Below are 15,289 nucleotides of genomic sequence, written 5' to 3'. Positions count from 1 at the left end.
ATTTTCAAGCCTGCACACAATACAGATAATCCAAACCCGTGCTTTTCTATAAAACGAGACCGACCGGCCCGGCCAGGCAGCCATTTTTTTTGGATACCTGTCGAAGTGGTTGTCGGATTTGCGATCACTACTGTGCTATTTAACTCAGGGCATGACCCATCACAATACCGGCCATCAACATCATCATCCGGCCAACAAACCTCATCAGTCACCAGCCACTCCGGGGACTCTTTTACCAGCCCGCTGAACACTGATAATGACGACGGTAACGGAGGCCCTCAACAGCACCTGCATACTTTGGATTTAAACTGTTATACCTCTCCCTGCCATGGCCTTTGTCAACTGCGACCATCACCCGACAGCATCGAGCCAGGGCAATGGCTGCTGAATTTTGAAGAGAGTTGGACAGGCAAGACAGAAGCAACACACGAACAAGACTCATACTCCCATTTAGCCGATGGCGACTGTTTTATTTGTATGGGTCATTTTGAGTCTCTGGAGACCCTACTCCCCCAACACAATGTGCCTTTCGAAATACTGGCCGATCCGGGCATTCAGCCCCAGGGTGCTTCTGGCCTGTCTACCACCACTGATGGTTTTGCTGTCATTAATGACTCGCTCACTGTCCCGGGCCCTCCCGAAGCAGTCGGGATTTCCATTGCACTTACCCAGGGAAGCACAGTACAAGCCCGAAAAGACGACAAAACCAGACAAAAAACCTGCAATGCAACCCTGGTCGGAGCGGATGGCCACACGAAACCCCTGTCAAATCACAAAAGGAAAGATGATACCGGAGCTCGAACCTGTCCTGAGAGTCAGAGAACCCTGTCAGACGCAAAGTCCCTTGCGAGTCACAAAAGGCAATATCATACTGGAGAGAAAACCTGTTCTGAGTGTCTAAAGACCTTGCGCAACAATCAAGCCCTGTGGGATCACAGAAAAAAAAGTCACAGCGGAGTGAAAACCTGCCCCCAGTGCCAGAAGACGCTGCCAAACTCGAAAGCCCTGTCGGATCACAAAAGAAAAGATCACAGCGGAGTGCAAACCTGCCCTGACTGCCAAAGGACCCTGCCAAACGCTCAATCCCTCTCGGAACACAAAAGTCACTATCACACCGGAGTGCAAACCTGCCCTCAGTGTCAGAAGACCCTGCCAAACACGAGAGCCTTGTCGGATCACAAAAGGAAAGATCACACCGGAGTGCAAAGCTGCCCTGAGTGCCAGAAGACCCTGCCAAACGCGAAAGCCCTGTCGGATCATAAAAGAAAAGATCACAGCGGTGTGCGAACCTGCCCTGAGTGCCAGAAGACCCTGCGAAACGCTCAAGCCCTGTCGGATCACAAAAGGAAAGATCACAGCGGAGTGCAAACCTGCCCTGAATGCCAGAAGACCTTGCCAAATGCTCAAGCCCTGTCGCATCACAAAAGGCGTTATCACACCGGAGTGCAGACCTGCCCTGAGTGCCAGAAGGCCCTGCCAAATGCAAAAGCCCTGTCGAATCACAAAAGGCGTTATCACACCGGAGTGCAGACCTGCCCTGAGTGCCAGAAGACCCTGCCAAGCTCTCAAGCCCTGTGGGCTGACAAAAGCAAAGATCACACCGGAGTGCAAACCTGCCCTGAGTGCCAGAAGACCCTGCCAAACGCGAAAGCCCTGACGGAACACAAAAGTCAACACCGGAAACGAAAGCTTGGCGACTCAAAGTCAAGCGATTGATTTGTGCTTGTCGTTGGCTCACCCGGGAGGCGAAGTCGGCTGTCTTCAGACAAAATATCGAATCACTATCTCAACATTGAGCCGACCCTTATTATATTGGTGCACCAACAACATACAGAAGGCCAGTGTTATCAACGGAAGAAGCCGCTTTTTCTCTTCACTTAAGAAATACCAGCCACCTCCCAACAGCATCACAGCCAGAATGGCCCAATGGCCAACCTCGTGCTCCTGCGGCATGGTGTGGAACAGCACCACAAAACAACCCACAATATTGAACAGAATCCAGAGTGGCGAGAGCATCCCGATACTGCCCAGTATTGGAAACCTGATCAATGCTCCACCGGTCCATGTTTTTGGCTGGATATCGGACGACAAATGCAGCGCAATCCCCATTGCCAGACCGCCTGCAACGAAGGGCAGATCAAGCATCAAGGGCAATACCGCCAGAAGGCACGAATGAGTAATTCCTGAACGGTGACTCAGCCCTGGTAAAGCCAGATCAATATCCGGCAATCGAATACCGGCAATCAGTCCACTCAGGAACAGCAGTGCTGATTCAAACCGGACGATGGCCTGAAAATAATCGGGAAAATAATGCCGCCCTGCCAGAACAGAAGCCGCCAGCAGACAACCCGCTAACGGAGAAGTGATGTGTCGCATACAACCGGAACAACTAAAGATATGAGGGTGAAACCAGTCTAGTACATGATTTCGATGAGTCTCATAGTCAACCCAATGGCAGGTAAGTCGTATTTTTCAGCTTCTCCATAGCAAAGGAAGAGGTCACTTCACTGAGTCCAGTCACACTGTTTACCAGTCGCTTATAGAATACGTCAAAGGCTGCCATATCCCTGACCAGCACTTTCATCATATAGTCGTACTCTCCTGCCATCCGGAAGAACTCAATCACTTCGGCAAAGTCACTGACTTCCGAGACAAAAGCCTCATACCATTCATTGCTGTGATTTTGGGTTTTGATATTCACAAAAGCAGTGAGGTGTAAACCCAGTTTTTCACTGTCCAGCAGCGCCACCCGCTGAGTGATATAGCCCTCTTCTTCCAGCCTTTTCAACCGCTTCCAGCAGGGTGAGACGGTTAACCCTACCCTGTCGGCAATATCAGCCACTGGAATGGATGCATCCCGCTGAAGACAGTCAAGAATCAGTTTATCCTTTTTATCAAGCATAATAGAGAATTATTTTTCCCAAAACTTTTTAAATCATGACGACTTTGACAACATTTTTCCAGCTTTGTCATTTAAACTTTTCATCATAGGTAATAATTAGCAACAACTGTTTTTCAGCCATTGAACGTATTACGAGGATGTTGGCATGAGCACAAAGACCCGGGTCAGCCTTTTGTTTGTTACTGTCTGCTTCATTTGGGGGACGACATGGCTGGCTATGGAACTGGCTGTTGCTACTATTCCGCCCATTACCGCTACCGGCATTCGTTTTGCTGTTGCAGCACCCCTGATTCTTCTGCTGGCCAGATTGAAAGGCGTTACGATCTGGTTCCCAAAGAATAAAAGTCTGGAGTTTTTCCTGATCAGTCTGTTTTACTTTGCCATCCCCTTTACCCTGATGATTTTTGGCGAACAATATATTTCATCGGGACTGGCGTCTATCATCTTCGCCAATATGCCGGTCGTCGTTCTGATCTTTTCGGTATTACTCCAGCGCCATAAGGTGGCTATGCACCAGCTGGCGGGTCTGGTCATAGCCCTGGGCAGCCTGGTGACTATTATTGGTAACGAAATGTCGGTCAACAGTAACGGCAGCCTGATGGGTGTGATTGCACTGGTCGTTGCCGTGCTCATGCATGCCCTGATTTACACCAGTGTCCAGACTCGTTGTGAGGGTATTCATGTGCTGACCTACAATGCCCTCCCCTGTCTGATGGCAGCGGTATTTCTGATGATTACGGGCTACTTCATGGAAACGCCGGATATAAACAGTTTCTCGGCGCTCTCACTCAGCGCAGTGATCTATCTGGGTTCCGTAGCAGGGATTGGCGGCATTATGGCTTACTTCCAGTTAAACAAACTGGCCAGCCCATTCCAGGCTTCCATCTGTTTTCTGATCTTCCCGGTGATTGCACTCTGTCTGGACAGCCTGTTGAACGGAACAATGCTCAGCCATGAGTCTCTGTTCCTGACTCTGTTCCTGATGCTCGGTGTATTTTTGACCAAATTGCCAGAAAAAACTTTCAGAAAAAACAAGATCTTGTTCAAAAGAAGCTAATGCTTTTTACCGTCATAAAAAAAACCGGGCTATTCACCCGGTTTTTTATGACTGATTCAATGCTCGTGAGCACCGGGTCCATGTACATGACCATGATCCAGCTCTTCTTCTGTCGCATCACGAACTTCAACCACCTCAACGGCAAAGTTCAGGTCTTCCCCTGCCAGATGATGGTTGGCATCAATCACAACTTCATCGCCTTCAATGGCCGTAATGGTGACAATGCGTGGGCCGATAGCGGTATCTGCATGGAACTGCATACCTACTTCTACGTCGTGTTCACCAAACTGGGCACGGGGAATGGGCTGCACCAGACTTTCATCGTATTCGCCATAGGCTTGCGCAGCTTCTACAGAGACGTCCAGCTTGTCACCCGCCGTTTTTCCTTCCAGAGCACTTTCCAGACCGGCGATAATATTACCCGCACCGTGCAGATAGGCCAGAGGGTCATGACCTTCGGAACTGTCCAGAACTTCACCCCCGGCATTTTTCAGGGTGTAGTGGATCAGCGCGACTGTTTTGTCGGTAATGTTCATGAATTGAAATTCTCTGGAATGAATGAAAATGAAAGAACAGAATACCTGTCTGTCTGAAAAACGAACAGTTCTTTTTCCGGTTAAAATCACCCTCTATTCAGACATCATCCCGGAACGTGCTGACTCTGCCAACTCAAGGTGAAGCTGTGCCCTGTTTTCTCCCTCTTTGCCTGCCTGTTGCAACAACTCAACCGCTCTGGCCGGATTGGAAACCTTACCTTCAACACCGTAAAGGTAGCGTATACCGAGCTGGTAGAGTTCGTCCGGCCTGACATCGTGTAATCCTTTGTGTTTCATTCGCTTTTCCAGAGCATGAATACTCTTTTCAACCCTGGCAGTAGGATGTATGAAAATCTTCCGACCGTTTTCTATTCTGTTAGCCAGAATAGTTTTTGCTACTCTCCCTTTGACTCCCTCTCCCTGTGCAGCTATTCCCTCAAGCTGGTTCAGGGCTTTGTAGAAAGCAGAAGGTTTATGAACATGGGTCAACAAATCTCCGGCTTCAGCCAGCAACGCATAAGGCTCCCGTTCTTCACAGAGTTGCTTCTGAAGCGCTATCGCTGCAGGGTATTTTTTCCTGGCAGCAAGCGATAACCTGCGGGCCGACTCAATACTCCGATGCTCTTTCTCGTCCTCGCTCATCTGATCCGGCCTGATGGCATGGAGCCCGTCTCTTAAAACGACACTTGCATAGTAATTCAGTCTGGGATCTTCCGGCTTCTTCTTGAGTGCTTCTGCCAACACTTCATAAGCTTCTTTGATCAGCCCTGCCTGCGAAGCGGAAAGAGCCAAAGCTACAGGATCAATCTGTGAGCGGAAGGGCTGTTTCAGTATGGCTTGGGCCAGAGGCGGGGTAACAGGCCACTGAAGGCTCCTGAATAACAGGATGCCCCGACCAGCTGTACCCGGATACTGAAAAAATAATCCAGCTAATGTTTTCAAATAGCTGAAGGACAGTTGATCCCCACCCTTCGACCTCTCTATCCAGGGTTGAAGCTGCAACGTTTTCAGCAGACGCTCAGCCCGATCAGATCCGACCTGTCGACAATAGCTCTCCAGTGTTGAGAGAGCCTGCAGATCGCCCATATTGATCTTATGTATAAAATCTTTGTCGTCTGTTAAAGCATCACCCCAACAGACACCGGTGTAATGATGCAGCAAAACCGGAAGAGAGAGCTTTTCGCCCCGAACAGCCTCTTGCGGTGCTTTCATGATCGGAATGGGGTAACTCAATGGACCAATACCCAGTGAAATACAGAGCTGTCCGTCGGCCACATTCATACCCTTGAACGAAGCCCAACCGGCTGCACCGATCAGACCACTTCTGAACCATTGATCCCATGAAGACCATTGTGTCCAGGCGGATTTATCCACATCCTTTTCATCCAGATCGAAAGAGAGAAACTCGGCTGTTTTCAGGTCCACCAGCCCCTTCTCCACCTTTACTTTGACTGACGCCTTCAGCTTTCTGCCCTTAAGAAAACCTGTGGGTATGTTTTGTCGGATAGCTTGGGGAAGCTGCTCGAAATCCTCGATAAGGTCATCACCACTCAAAAAAACATCGTTGAGACAAACGTATCCAGTGCCTTCTTCATCCAGCTTTGTAGTCAGGTTTCCAACCTTGACAGAGCCGGCTCTGACGCCATCGATACTGATATTTCCCGGAGTGACTGCCGTAATCGCTGAAGATTGCCTTAAATCCCCTTCTTTGAACTTCGTATTAGAGACCTCACACTGATCCACAGCCACATTGCCCCTGACTGGAACAGAAAACTTGCTGGCCTGAGTCTTAACGGTCACCAGCCCCTCACCTGATAAGTGTGTTTTACCGACACTGAACTTGAGTTCAGCATCTCCTTTTTCACTGTCTTTGAGATGAGCAGAGAGCTTCTGTATCTGCCCACCCAGGTTTTGGGGCAGCTCAATGCGGGTATCACGCCAATGAATCGAGGATGGCTGGCCATGGGTATCAACGATCAGCCGGTTTGTTTCAATTTCGGTTTGAACCTGCCCCTGATGCAGAGCCCTTGCAAGCTTTAAATCTTCACCTCTGACATCAGCATGACAATTAACACTGTTACCAGAATCCGCTCCCAGCTTCTGATTGAGCCTCAGCCCGGCTGAAAAGGTTTTTGCACGACCGCTAAAATCTGTTGCACCTCCATCCAGTTTGCCCTCCATATGAACCTTATTCAGATCCAGATGCGCTTGTGCTGCTCCGCTATTTTCCAGCTCCAGATGGCCTGCATCGAGTTCCAGATCGAAATCTCCAGACCCACTTTGAACTTTTTCTTTTGATAACTGCGCCTTCAACTGCAGATTAAGGTCGCTGGCTCTGGCCCTGAGACCGGAGGACTGTTTTTCCAGTTCAGAGACCCAGTCAAAATCTTCCTCTTTATCAGAGGTTATTAAATCCATAGGCTTGAGCTTTTTCTCGCGGGCAATACCATACAGGGCATCCGAAAGCCCTCCTGTATCCACTTCCATGGTTTTCACACTGACGGCCAGCCTTCTCTCCGTCTCACCCTGTGTGCACTCAAAAGGCTTGAGTTCACTAGCCACCTTAAGTCCTTCCATCCTGCTCAGTGGCAGAGGCAGACCTTTTCTGGCTATCTCAAGATCATGAACCATCAGATCAAATGGATGCTCGAGCAGAGAAAACATCTTGCTGATGCTTTCTTTCACCCCGATACTTAACCCCCCTGTAAATGCAAACAGGGCTGCCGGGTCCGGTTCATCCAGAGAAGCCTTTATTTTTCCAATGGTGACCCCTGTCCGGTTAAGCTCGAAGAAGGTGCCTTTCTGCCTGCGAATACGGTGAAGTGCCCTGAAAAAGCCTGCAATGCCCTTTCCACTAATATAGGCATTAATTCCTGCTACCACTCTGCCCTGAATACTGACATCCATATCCTTGATTTTGATATCCATCTTAAGGGGAGGCTGACCGGGCACATCAACATTAACAGAGCCCTTAACATCCAGGGTAATTTTGGGGTAGGTCTGGCCCGTGTCCGAATCCAAGAGCTCCACTTTGTGGACCCTTAACTCAACATGCTTCAAAGTGGCTTTGCCACCTCCCAGTGACAGTTCGTCCAGATGAACAGTATGATCCTTTAACTCTCCTCTATGCATAGCTTTGAAAGATCGCAACAGCCTGAGGTAACTACGAATCTCATTATCCCTGGCCACTCTTGCCTGCTTTTTCTGTTTACGCAACAGCATCTGCTTTTTTTTCAGAATCCGGCGTTCATCAAGCGTTTTCTTTAAAGGCTTGCTGTGTATCGCCTCCCTGACCCTTTTCAACTGTTTGTTCAGTTGTCTGACGACGGCCGCCCTGCGAAAGCTGACTTTTGACCGAACTTTTTTCAAGTCCAGCACCCAGATTATGACCGTAGCCAATAGTCTCTCGAACACGCTTGATCTAATTTTTGGCAGGGCGGGAAAGGCTGCTTCCGAGGTTGCAGGTATATCATCAATCTGAATCAGTGGCTGGGCATCGACCACTCTGGGGTGTCGGGAATCCAGACTTTGAGGAGCAGTGTGCCACCCTTCCTGCGGGAACGTTAATCCTTCCTCTCCATCCGCAACAGAAACATCTCGAAAGCCTGATGAAACGGTGTTTTTTGATGAAGGCTCATCCGGCAAATGAGGAGGTACAGGTGGCAACACAGAACCGGATGATGACACTTTGGATGGCATGACTTCCTTCCATGAAGTTGTTACTGTTTCAGCTTAGCCAAAATCACTGCCAACAGCTCAAGAGTGCCATTGACCTGTTCTCTAATGCTTTACTCTTCACGGCAACCAGTATGGGAGTCATCCTTTTGACAAATCAACGATGTGCCTGGTGCACAGAAGACCCGGACTACATTCGATATCATGATGAAGAGTGGGGCATTCCCTGTCACGACGATCAGAAGCTGTTCGAATTTCTGATTCTGGAAGGGGCCCAGGCTGGTCTCAGCTGGATCACCATACTCAAACGCCGGGAGGGCTACCGCAGAGCATTTGCAGGCTTTGATCCGACAGCCGTCGCCCAATTCACCGGGCAAGATGTAGAAAGACTGCTCCAGGATGAAGGTATTGTCAGAAACCGGCTGAAAGTAAACAGTGCCATCAACAACGCCCGGGCCTTTCTGAACATTCAGGAAGAGTTTGGCAGCTTTAATCAATATATCTGGTCCTTTGTGAATCACACTCCAATCCGGAACCAGTGGAAAACCATGTCTGAGGTGCCGGTCACCACCCCGGAATCCAATGCCATGAGTAAAGACCTGAAAAAAAGAGGTTTTTCATTCGTAGGCAGCACTATCTGTTATGCCTACATGCAGGCTATGGGGATGGTGAATGATCATTTGGTGGGCTGTCCTTCGTACTCCTCACCACTGTTGGTGTCGGTTGAAGCAAAAGATGCTTCAACCGACAAGAGTGAATATCTGACGTAAGGTTAATATTTCTTTTATAGTCTGCAATTCATTCTTCTGAAATATCCATCATTAAGTACTCAACCATACGAAATCATATTTTCTGACTTATTGTTCAGGCACTCGCGGCAACTGCTCCTGCGTTGCTCTAGCTCCTGCATCCATGCAGTCGTGATGCGTTGCAACTCTGGTCACATAGCTCGCTATGTTCCCGTCGTTGCGCCTTGCAGAGCACCTGCCCAATAAGCCAGAAATATTCGATTCCGTATGGCTGAGTATTTAGTCCCAGTATGAAGAGTTTTTATTTTTTCTTCTGGCAAGGTGACTGAATGGCACCATCCGTTTATGTAATATACCGAACGCGATCAACATACTGTCACGCATGAAATAATAAATCACATGGCTAGCACAGGGAAAACTCAAAACGTTCGTCCCAACCTCCGGCCTCTGTGCGCCGAGAGTAGGACTTTCAGCAAGAAGTTGTATAGTTTTTCGGAGTTCGGAAATGTATTTTTTTGACTGTTCAATTCCCCATTGAGCTATTGTGTAGCGCCGGATTTCGATCAAGTCAGATTGAGCGTCGGGAGTTAAGAGATAGATTGCATCAGTCATGTTGTCCTGATTCCAGCTCATCAAAAAATGCATCTCCATCCGCCAGCTTGCCTGCTGCTATATCAGCTTCAGCCTGAGCAGCCTTTAACTGCAACATTTTCAACTTGAGTTCTTCGATGTCTTTGTAATCATCTGCTGAAATAACCACAGCAACGGGCTTACCATTCTTACTGATTTGGACCGGGCGACTCTGTGCCTTTAGCAACATGTCACCAAAATTTGTTTTCGCTTCATTAGCGGTTAGAGCTTCCATTGCATTGATTCTCCCAGTTTCGTTCGATTCGTTCAATATAATCGAATCAACCTATTTCCGCAAAAATATGGAAAATTAAATTTCTGCTCGTCATCTTCGAAAGTCAACCCAAAAGCCCGTATCACCTTCGAAAAACCGTAACCAGAGTCTTGCTTTGGTCGGTTCCATCGGATAAAACAACGTAGTTCATACTGCTGCTTGGGTGTCCCCAGACCTCCACCGGGCATGAATCACACTCCAATCCGGAACCAGTGGAAAACCATGTCTGAGGTGCCTGTCACCACCCCGGAATCCAATGCCATGAGTAAAGACCTGAAAAAAGAGGTTTTTCATTCGTAGGCAGCACTATCTGTTATACCTACATGCAAGCTATGGGGATGGTGAATGATCATTTGGTGGGCTGTCCTTCGTACTCCTCATCAGTTTCCTTGTCAGACAAACCATAAAGTGGTTTTTGCGGCAACGGCTCTGCACAAACGTTGACTTTCAAGGATATGCAGGATTAGAGGGATTGCCTGAAACCCGTTCAAATGCCAACTGGTTGATTGCCGCCAGTCGTTTTGTGGCGTTTTTCTTTTGAAAGTCGAGATCGATATCAATCTCCCCAACCAGATCACTGAGCTTCCGAGCAAGCTCCGGGGAAAACGGCTTCAGTGTTCAGGGGTGGTTTTTCATATCCCGCTCAAGAAAATCCAGGAAGCCTGCTATTACAGGGTCTCTTTTGTCACTCTGGCACTTAAAAAGCAGGACGCTGCCATCGGAGCGAATCTCATACTGAAGCTTTTCCTGCTTGTTTAATTCCAGCGCCTTTCTGACCGAGGCCGGAATAATCGTCTGAGAACTATTCAGCTCTGGCATATATTCTGCACATAGCTTTGCAACATAACCTGTTGAACCAAAAACTCATCAGGATGCCCCCGGATAGCGCAGAGAGCGAACAATAACAGTGCAAATTTCCAGAATACTTCCCGACTTCCGCCCACTTTTATTCTGTTATAAATTCCTGGGCTTTATTATGGCGTATTTAATCGCTTACTCAGGAGAAACTTCAGCCGCCCTGAACGATGCCGAAGCGGTCAACACATCCGGTTTGCAACGGATGCTGTCTCAGCGAGTCGCTAAAAGCTACCTGATGATCGGAGCCGACATTAACTCAGAAGACGCCAGAGAGCAGCTCGATAAAAGCATTACGCTGTTTGAAAATAACTTTCAGGCTTTATCAGATTATGCGCCCAACGGTGCAATCAAACATCAGCTGAATGTGGTTGCGAAAGACTGGGAAACTTACAAAAAAATGGCACTGTCAGAACCCGACAGAGAAGCTGCAGCTGACCTCATTCAAAAGGCTCTGAGGGTATTCAACAGCAGCAATGACCTGGTTACATTGATTGAAAAGCACTCTGCCACCAGCAAAGCCAGACTGGTCAATGTTTCAGGTCGACAGCGCGCGCTCAGCCAGAGAATAGCTATGTATTACCAGGCTCTGGCCTGGGGCGTCAGTGGCAGTACCTATGAGAAAGGTTTTGAGGAATCCATGGCTCTGTTTGAAAGCTCACTGAATGAACTCGACCAGTCCCCCGTGAATACCCCTGAAATCAAAAAGCTGCTCTCCAAGGTTAAAGCTCAATGGTTTTTTTCCAAATCAGGGTTTACGCAATATAAACAGGGACGCTATATGCCTACAGCCATCTCTGTGACCACAGAATCCATTCTCAAGAAAATGCAGGTGTTGACCCAAAAGTACGAACAGGTCATGGTCAATGATCAGGGGCTAGCCAGCAGTTAGTCCCCGGCTTCCTCAGCGGTATCACGCTACATACCTGTGAAACGCAAGCTGATCTCGGCAAGACCGTCATTATAAAAACCTCCCCAACTCAACACCGTCCTGGTGGCTGCGGGAGGTTTCTGGCTGCAAGGCTATACCCTCTCGCTTTGTCCTTTTCCTGCTTACAGCACGTGTTTATGAACTTCCCCTGTTTCTTCTTGTCAAATTTAAGTAAGCAATTAACGGAGTGACTTATGATTCCATCTAATTCAACTAAACCACCTTTATTGGTTACTGGTTCTGGCAAACCGACAACAGCGCCGGATCAGCCAGAAACGGCCAGAGCTACGGCTGTTGACGCCCAAAAAACATCTGGCCTTGATAATCCAACATCCCATGGTGCAGCCAGGCCATTGTCTTCATATTCTATTGAGTCTTCAGACGATGAATCTGAAGACAGTGATGAAGATTTTTCAAAACGGCTGGACGAATATCTTGAAGGCAGCAAAAGCGGAATTTTAAAACTGTTTTCGGATGAACGTGAATGGGTTGATATGGACAAAAACGTTCAAGCACTCAGGCTTGTTAATAGTTTATTCCTTGTTCATGTTCCTGATCAGGGTCGGGCCTACAAAGCCTGGTATATTTCCGGGATGGATTTGCATAATATATTCAAGCCAGAGTTACGAGATATACTCGGGGTGAACAGCCGCTTAGAAGCTGAAGCTTCTGACGACAGAGTAAAAACCTGGAAAGAATTCGTGCAAGAAACGCCTGGAACCAGCTATTTGTGTGGCCCTAATGCTGACGATAAAGTACGGGATTTTTTTGATGTTGACCCAGTTAATGTCACTAAAACCAAAAAAGGGCCAGTTACCGTCACATTTGATATTGCTACCAGAAGTTTTCGGTAAATGACATGAAGATCATCGACAATAGAGCCCAGTCAGGGAAAGGCAAAACACCTTTCCCTTCGGCTCCGTCAGGCTTCAATACCCACAATCAGCCAGGGAGCATCGGGCTCTTTCAAGCTACGTTGCAGATGCCAGATATCGGTAATATCTTCTTCAACACCTTCAACGGTATCGCGATATTTACCGGTGAAGCGCACGCTGATCTCGGCAACAGTGTCGTTGTAATCAGCTCTGCCCAACTCAGCGTCCACAAAGATCACTTCGGTGTGCTGATCGCCACCCAAAGTGGCTCTTTCCGCTTTTAACTGTAAAAACAGTTCAGGGTCCAGATACTCACGTATGATGTCCAGATCGTTTTTATTCCATGCTTCCTGAAGCGTGCGGTAATGGTCTCTGGCACCATTCATGAATGCACTCAGGTTAAAGCCTTCTGGCAGATTCATCGGGACATCACTGGTTCCAAAACCGGTTTGAGGCAAGCTTGTTTGGTCAGCCTGACCGAAGTCATCTTCGCGCTGTTCCCTGTTCTGGCCAAACAGCTGATCTAACGAAGGGGAAGGCTTATTCTGGCCTGACTGTTCCGGGGTGAAGTGAGCATGATTGCCACCATGACCCGCTGCCGTAGCTTTGGCACGGTTCATACTGCGGAACACCTTGAAGAGCACAAAAGCCAGCAAAGCGATAATCAGAATATCCATCATCTGCAGACCAGTGAAAGCACCGCCGAACAGAGAGGCAATCAGCCCACCCGCCAGCAGGCCACCCAACAACCCGCCCAGCATGCCCTTGCGGGAGCCTTGAGCAGCTGTCTGTTTGCTACCCTGCTGAGGTGCTGCAGCCGGCTGTTTGGGAGCGGGAGCCGTGTTATAAGAACGGCCGAAGCTCTTGCCTCCTCCAAACTTTTTAGCATCGGCTACTGGTACGTTGAAGACGAAGCTGAAGGCCATGATGATGGCCATAAAAGAAGCAAATCGTTTTATCATGAATCCGAGAGTCTCTTGTTTCCAATACCCATGGGCCTTAATCCTATGGAGAGCCAGATTTATTGCAAGTCATTCCATAAAAAAACCGCATTAATCAATGAAATAAGTTAGGTACTTAAATCAGGTCTCAATTCATTCAGCCTGAGGAGATCTCTTTGTTTCTCCACAAAGCTCCTCGGAGGACTGTAGAGGGTTCAGTATACCATTGGAGGCACTGATTGTCGGTTTAGTCCGGCGCCCCGTTACCCGAAGGTGGGGGCGCAGATCCATCGGTTGGCGGTATCGGCATCTGGAGTCTCCTGACTCTTTCACTTCCGTTAGCTTTATAGTCCGTGGCAGTGGGACTGTTAATTAATTTTTCTAATAATAACCGAGTTTTGATCACCAGCCCTTGACCTGACCTCTCAGTGCTTTTGTCTGGCCTCGCTGATGCTTTCGATCCATGCGTTTTTTCTGTGAAGAACGGGTGGGTTTGGTGGCCTTTCTTTTTTTAGTCACCGCTGTCGCTTTTTGAATCAGGCCCAGTAACCGATTCAGAGCATCTTCACGATTTTTCTCCTGAGTTCTGAAGGACTGCGCCTTGATAACAATGACGCCCTCAGAAGAAATCCTCTGATCACTGAAAGCCAGCAGCTGTTCTTTATAAAAGTCCGGAAGGGAAGAAGCCCTGATATCAAACCTTAAATGGACCGCCGAAGAGACTTTATTAACGTTCTGCCCCCCAGCCCCCTGAGCACGGATAAAATTAAACTCAATCTCATCCGAAGGAATGGTAACGGCATTGGAAATCTTCAGCATAGAATTCAGTTTCTATCCTGAACAAGCACCCACGGGCGCACAACTACCGCCCATAAATCCGCTTTTTGTTCATGCCAGTTCCTCGCCTGATCATCACTGACCGGTCCCAGTTTCCTGTCATTCAACCAGATTTCTACCGTCGCTTTATCATCAATGGAGATACTGTGAGCGACGGCAACAATATCCAGATCGGGAGCCACCGCCAGCAGGTGGCCGGAAGCAAAGTAGCGCTGGAGATCTTCCCAGGCAATTTTTGCGGTTTCCAGGTTGAGTTTGGCTTTGTTCAGCTCATTGGGGTCTAGAGAGTCACTCATTAACAATCTGTCTGTCTGATAAAGGTTAATAGAGGCAGAGACTAACACATCCATGGTTTTTTCAGCCAGTCAGGTCTCAGGAAGGCTCAAGCCTCTTCAGACCCGAATGTCTAACGATCCGGAGTCTCCCGAACCGGAGATAACTTTCCATTTTTTGAACCAAATCAAACTTTGCTGGTCCATTAATTAAAAGATTTAAAAAAAAATCAGACTATAGATGGAGTAAATCATGTTAACAGGGATAGCCAATACTACCGCCTCAAACTTGTCCAGTTGGACCCTTCCGGAAACAAATGTTTCCGCGCCTGCTTCCACTCCAGATTTGAGCAACACCACAGCCGGGTCTGATGGACCCTCAACTCGCTCTGTACACCTGCGACAGATCACTTCTACTGCTGACCAGCATAGTGAATGGATATCCCATGTTCAGAGTGCAATAAGTAGAATTGATATTCCAATTGATAATAAATTTTTGCGAGAAAAAGTAGAAAATGCCAATCATGATCTTGAAAGGATGAGTCCGATCCATCCCGGGAAGGATGAAAAACTCTATTCGCAGTCATTGCAAGAACTGATCTGCTGCCTTGTCGAGGAGCCTATATATCCTGAAAATATTTCCGTTCTTCAAACGCTGGCTGATTTGGGGCTGGGACTTGAAGGCATGTCGATGAATTGTGAAATAAAGATCCCCCCCCCGGTTATTAGAACAGTTCCTGAGTAACACACGCCAT

16 protein-coding genes and 1 pseudogene are annotated in these 15,289 nt (G+C 48.1%); 7 read left to right on the top strand and 10 right to left on the bottom strand.

What is annotated here, in order from left to right; genetic code table 11:
- The first annotated feature begins 105 nt into the window (after window positions 1–105).
- Window positions 106–1,716, top strand: coding sequence for a C2H2-type zinc finger protein (locus ACO6VG_RS13655; protein ID WP_422408827.1), 1,611 nt, complete (start codon window positions 106–108; stop codon window positions 1,714–1,716).
- Between the two features lie 45 nt (window positions 1,717–1,761).
- Here ACO6VG_RS13655 and ACO6VG_RS13650 read toward each other — a convergent pair whose 3' ends face one another.
- Together ACO6VG_RS13650 and ACO6VG_RS13645 are read right to left on the bottom strand one after the other, a co-directional pair.
- Window positions 1,762–2,376: a hypothetical protein gene (locus ACO6VG_RS13650; protein ID WP_422132816.1), complete on the bottom strand. Its 615-nt coding sequence runs from the start codon at window positions 2,374–2,376 to the stop codon at window positions 1,762–1,764.
- 67 nt (window positions 2,377–2,443) lie between these two features.
- Window positions 2,444–2,902 (bottom strand): Lrp/AsnC family transcriptional regulator, encoded by a 459-nt coding sequence (locus tag ACO6VG_RS13645; RefSeq protein ID WP_422132815.1) that lies wholly within the window; start codon window positions 2,900–2,902, stop codon window positions 2,444–2,446.
- Between the two features lie 145 nt (window positions 2,903–3,047).
- On the opposite strand from ACO6VG_RS13645, the gene ACO6VG_RS13640 reads away from it, so the two are divergent.
- Window positions 3,048–3,959: a DMT family transporter gene (locus ACO6VG_RS13640; protein WP_422132814.1), complete on the top strand. Its 912-nt coding sequence runs from the start codon at window positions 3,048–3,050 to the stop codon at window positions 3,957–3,959.
- Between the two features lie 56 nt (window positions 3,960–4,015).
- Here the strand turns inward: ACO6VG_RS13640 and ACO6VG_RS13635 are convergent, their stop codons facing one another.
- Together ACO6VG_RS13635 and ACO6VG_RS13630 are read right to left on the bottom strand one after the other, a co-directional pair.
- A complete protein-coding gene (locus tag ACO6VG_RS13635; protein ID WP_422474347.1) occupies window positions 4,016–4,495 on the bottom strand; it encodes an FKBP-type peptidyl-prolyl cis-trans isomerase in 480 nt (159 codons plus the stop codon).
- A 93-nt stretch (window positions 4,496–4,588) separates the two neighbouring features.
- On the bottom strand, window positions 4,589–8,194 hold the full coding sequence (locus ACO6VG_RS13630; RefSeq protein ID WP_422408824.1) for a hypothetical protein: 3,606 nt from the start codon (window positions 8,192–8,194) through the stop codon (window positions 4,589–4,591).
- 11 nt (window positions 8,195–8,205) lie between these two features.
- On the opposite strand from ACO6VG_RS13630, the gene ACO6VG_RS13625 reads away from it, so the two are divergent.
- On the top strand, window positions 8,206–8,940 hold the full coding sequence (locus ACO6VG_RS13625; protein WP_422408822.1) for a DNA-3-methyladenine glycosylase I: 735 nt from the start codon (window positions 8,206–8,208) through the stop codon (window positions 8,938–8,940).
- 258 nt (window positions 8,941–9,198) lie between these two features.
- Here the strand turns inward: ACO6VG_RS13625 and ACO6VG_RS13620 are convergent, their stop codons facing one another.
- Together ACO6VG_RS13620 and ACO6VG_RS13615 are read right to left on the bottom strand one after the other, a co-directional pair.
- Window positions 9,199–9,531: a type II toxin-antitoxin system RelE/ParE family toxin gene (locus ACO6VG_RS13620; RefSeq protein WP_422137381.1), complete on the bottom strand. Its 333-nt coding sequence runs from the start codon at window positions 9,529–9,531 to the stop codon at window positions 9,199–9,201.
- On the bottom strand, window positions 9,524–9,784 hold the full coding sequence (locus ACO6VG_RS13615; protein WP_422137380.1) for a type II toxin-antitoxin system Phd/YefM family antitoxin: 261 nt from the start codon (window positions 9,782–9,784) through the stop codon (window positions 9,524–9,526). Before ACO6VG_RS13615 ends, ACO6VG_RS13620 begins: the two co-directional genes overlap by 8 nt.
- Window positions 9,785–10,009: 225 nt before the next feature.
- Between ACO6VG_RS13615 and ACO6VG_RS13610 the strand changes: the two are divergent.
- Window positions 10,010–10,230, top strand: a pseudogene (locus ACO6VG_RS13610) (DNA-3-methyladenine glycosylase I).
- Between the two features lie 211 nt (window positions 10,231–10,441).
- Here the strand turns inward: ACO6VG_RS13610 and ACO6VG_RS13605 are convergent.
- Window positions 10,442–10,642, bottom strand: a complete 201-nt coding sequence (locus tag ACO6VG_RS13605) for a type II toxin-antitoxin system PrlF family antitoxin (RefSeq protein WP_422132784.1) — start codon at window positions 10,640–10,642, stop codon at window positions 10,442–10,444.
- Between the two features lie 157 nt (window positions 10,643–10,799).
- Between ACO6VG_RS13605 and ACO6VG_RS13600 the strand changes: the two genes are divergently transcribed.
- A complete protein-coding gene (locus ACO6VG_RS13600) occupies window positions 10,800–11,570 on the top strand; it encodes a type IV pili methyl-accepting chemotaxis transducer N-terminal domain-containing protein (protein WP_422474345.1) in 771 nt (256 codons plus the stop codon).
- A 233-nt stretch (window positions 11,571–11,803) separates the two neighbouring features.
- The gene (locus ACO6VG_RS13595; protein ID WP_422408817.1) at window positions 11,804–12,463 is read left to right on the top strand and encodes a hypothetical protein; all 660 of its coding nucleotides are present in this window, start codon (window positions 11,804–11,806) and stop codon (window positions 12,461–12,463) included.
- Window positions 12,464–12,531: 68 nt separating this feature from the next.
- On the opposite strand, the gene ACO6VG_RS13590 is transcribed toward ACO6VG_RS13595, so the two are convergent.
- The 3 genes from ACO6VG_RS13590 to ACO6VG_RS13580 all read right to left on the bottom strand — a co-directional run bounded on the left by ACO6VG_RS13590 (window position 12,532) and on the right by ACO6VG_RS13580 (window position 14,612).
- On the bottom strand, window positions 12,532–13,446 hold the full coding sequence (locus ACO6VG_RS13590; RefSeq protein ID WP_422474343.1) for a Tim44 domain-containing protein: 915 nt from the start codon (window positions 13,444–13,446) through the stop codon (window positions 12,532–12,534).
- 381 nt (window positions 13,447–13,827) lie between these two features.
- Entirely contained in the window at window positions 13,828–14,244 is a 417-nt protein-coding gene (gene arfB / locus ACO6VG_RS13585; RefSeq protein ID WP_422132780.1) for an alternative ribosome rescue aminoacyl-tRNA hydrolase ArfB, read from the bottom strand.
- 5 nt (window positions 14,245–14,249) lie between these two features.
- Window positions 14,250–14,612: a DUF2288 domain-containing protein gene (locus tag ACO6VG_RS13580; RefSeq protein WP_422132779.1), complete on the bottom strand. Its 363-nt coding sequence runs from the start codon at window positions 14,610–14,612 to the stop codon at window positions 14,250–14,252.
- Between the two features lie 175 nt (window positions 14,613–14,787).
- On the opposite strand from ACO6VG_RS13580, the gene ACO6VG_RS13575 reads away from it, so the two are divergent.
- A complete protein-coding gene (locus ACO6VG_RS13575; protein WP_422474341.1) occupies window positions 14,788–15,279 on the top strand; it encodes a hypothetical protein in 492 nt (163 codons plus the stop codon).
- Window positions 15,280–15,289: the final 10 nt, after the last annotated feature.

The sequence above is a fragment of the Endozoicomonas sp. ALB032 genome, assembly GCF_049310125.1.
Lineage (GTDB): Bacteria > Pseudomonadota > Gammaproteobacteria > Pseudomonadales > Endozoicomonadaceae > Endozoicomonas_A.
Note: the sequence above shows the minus strand (reverse complement) of the source record. Positions and strands in the feature narration are given on the sequence as shown.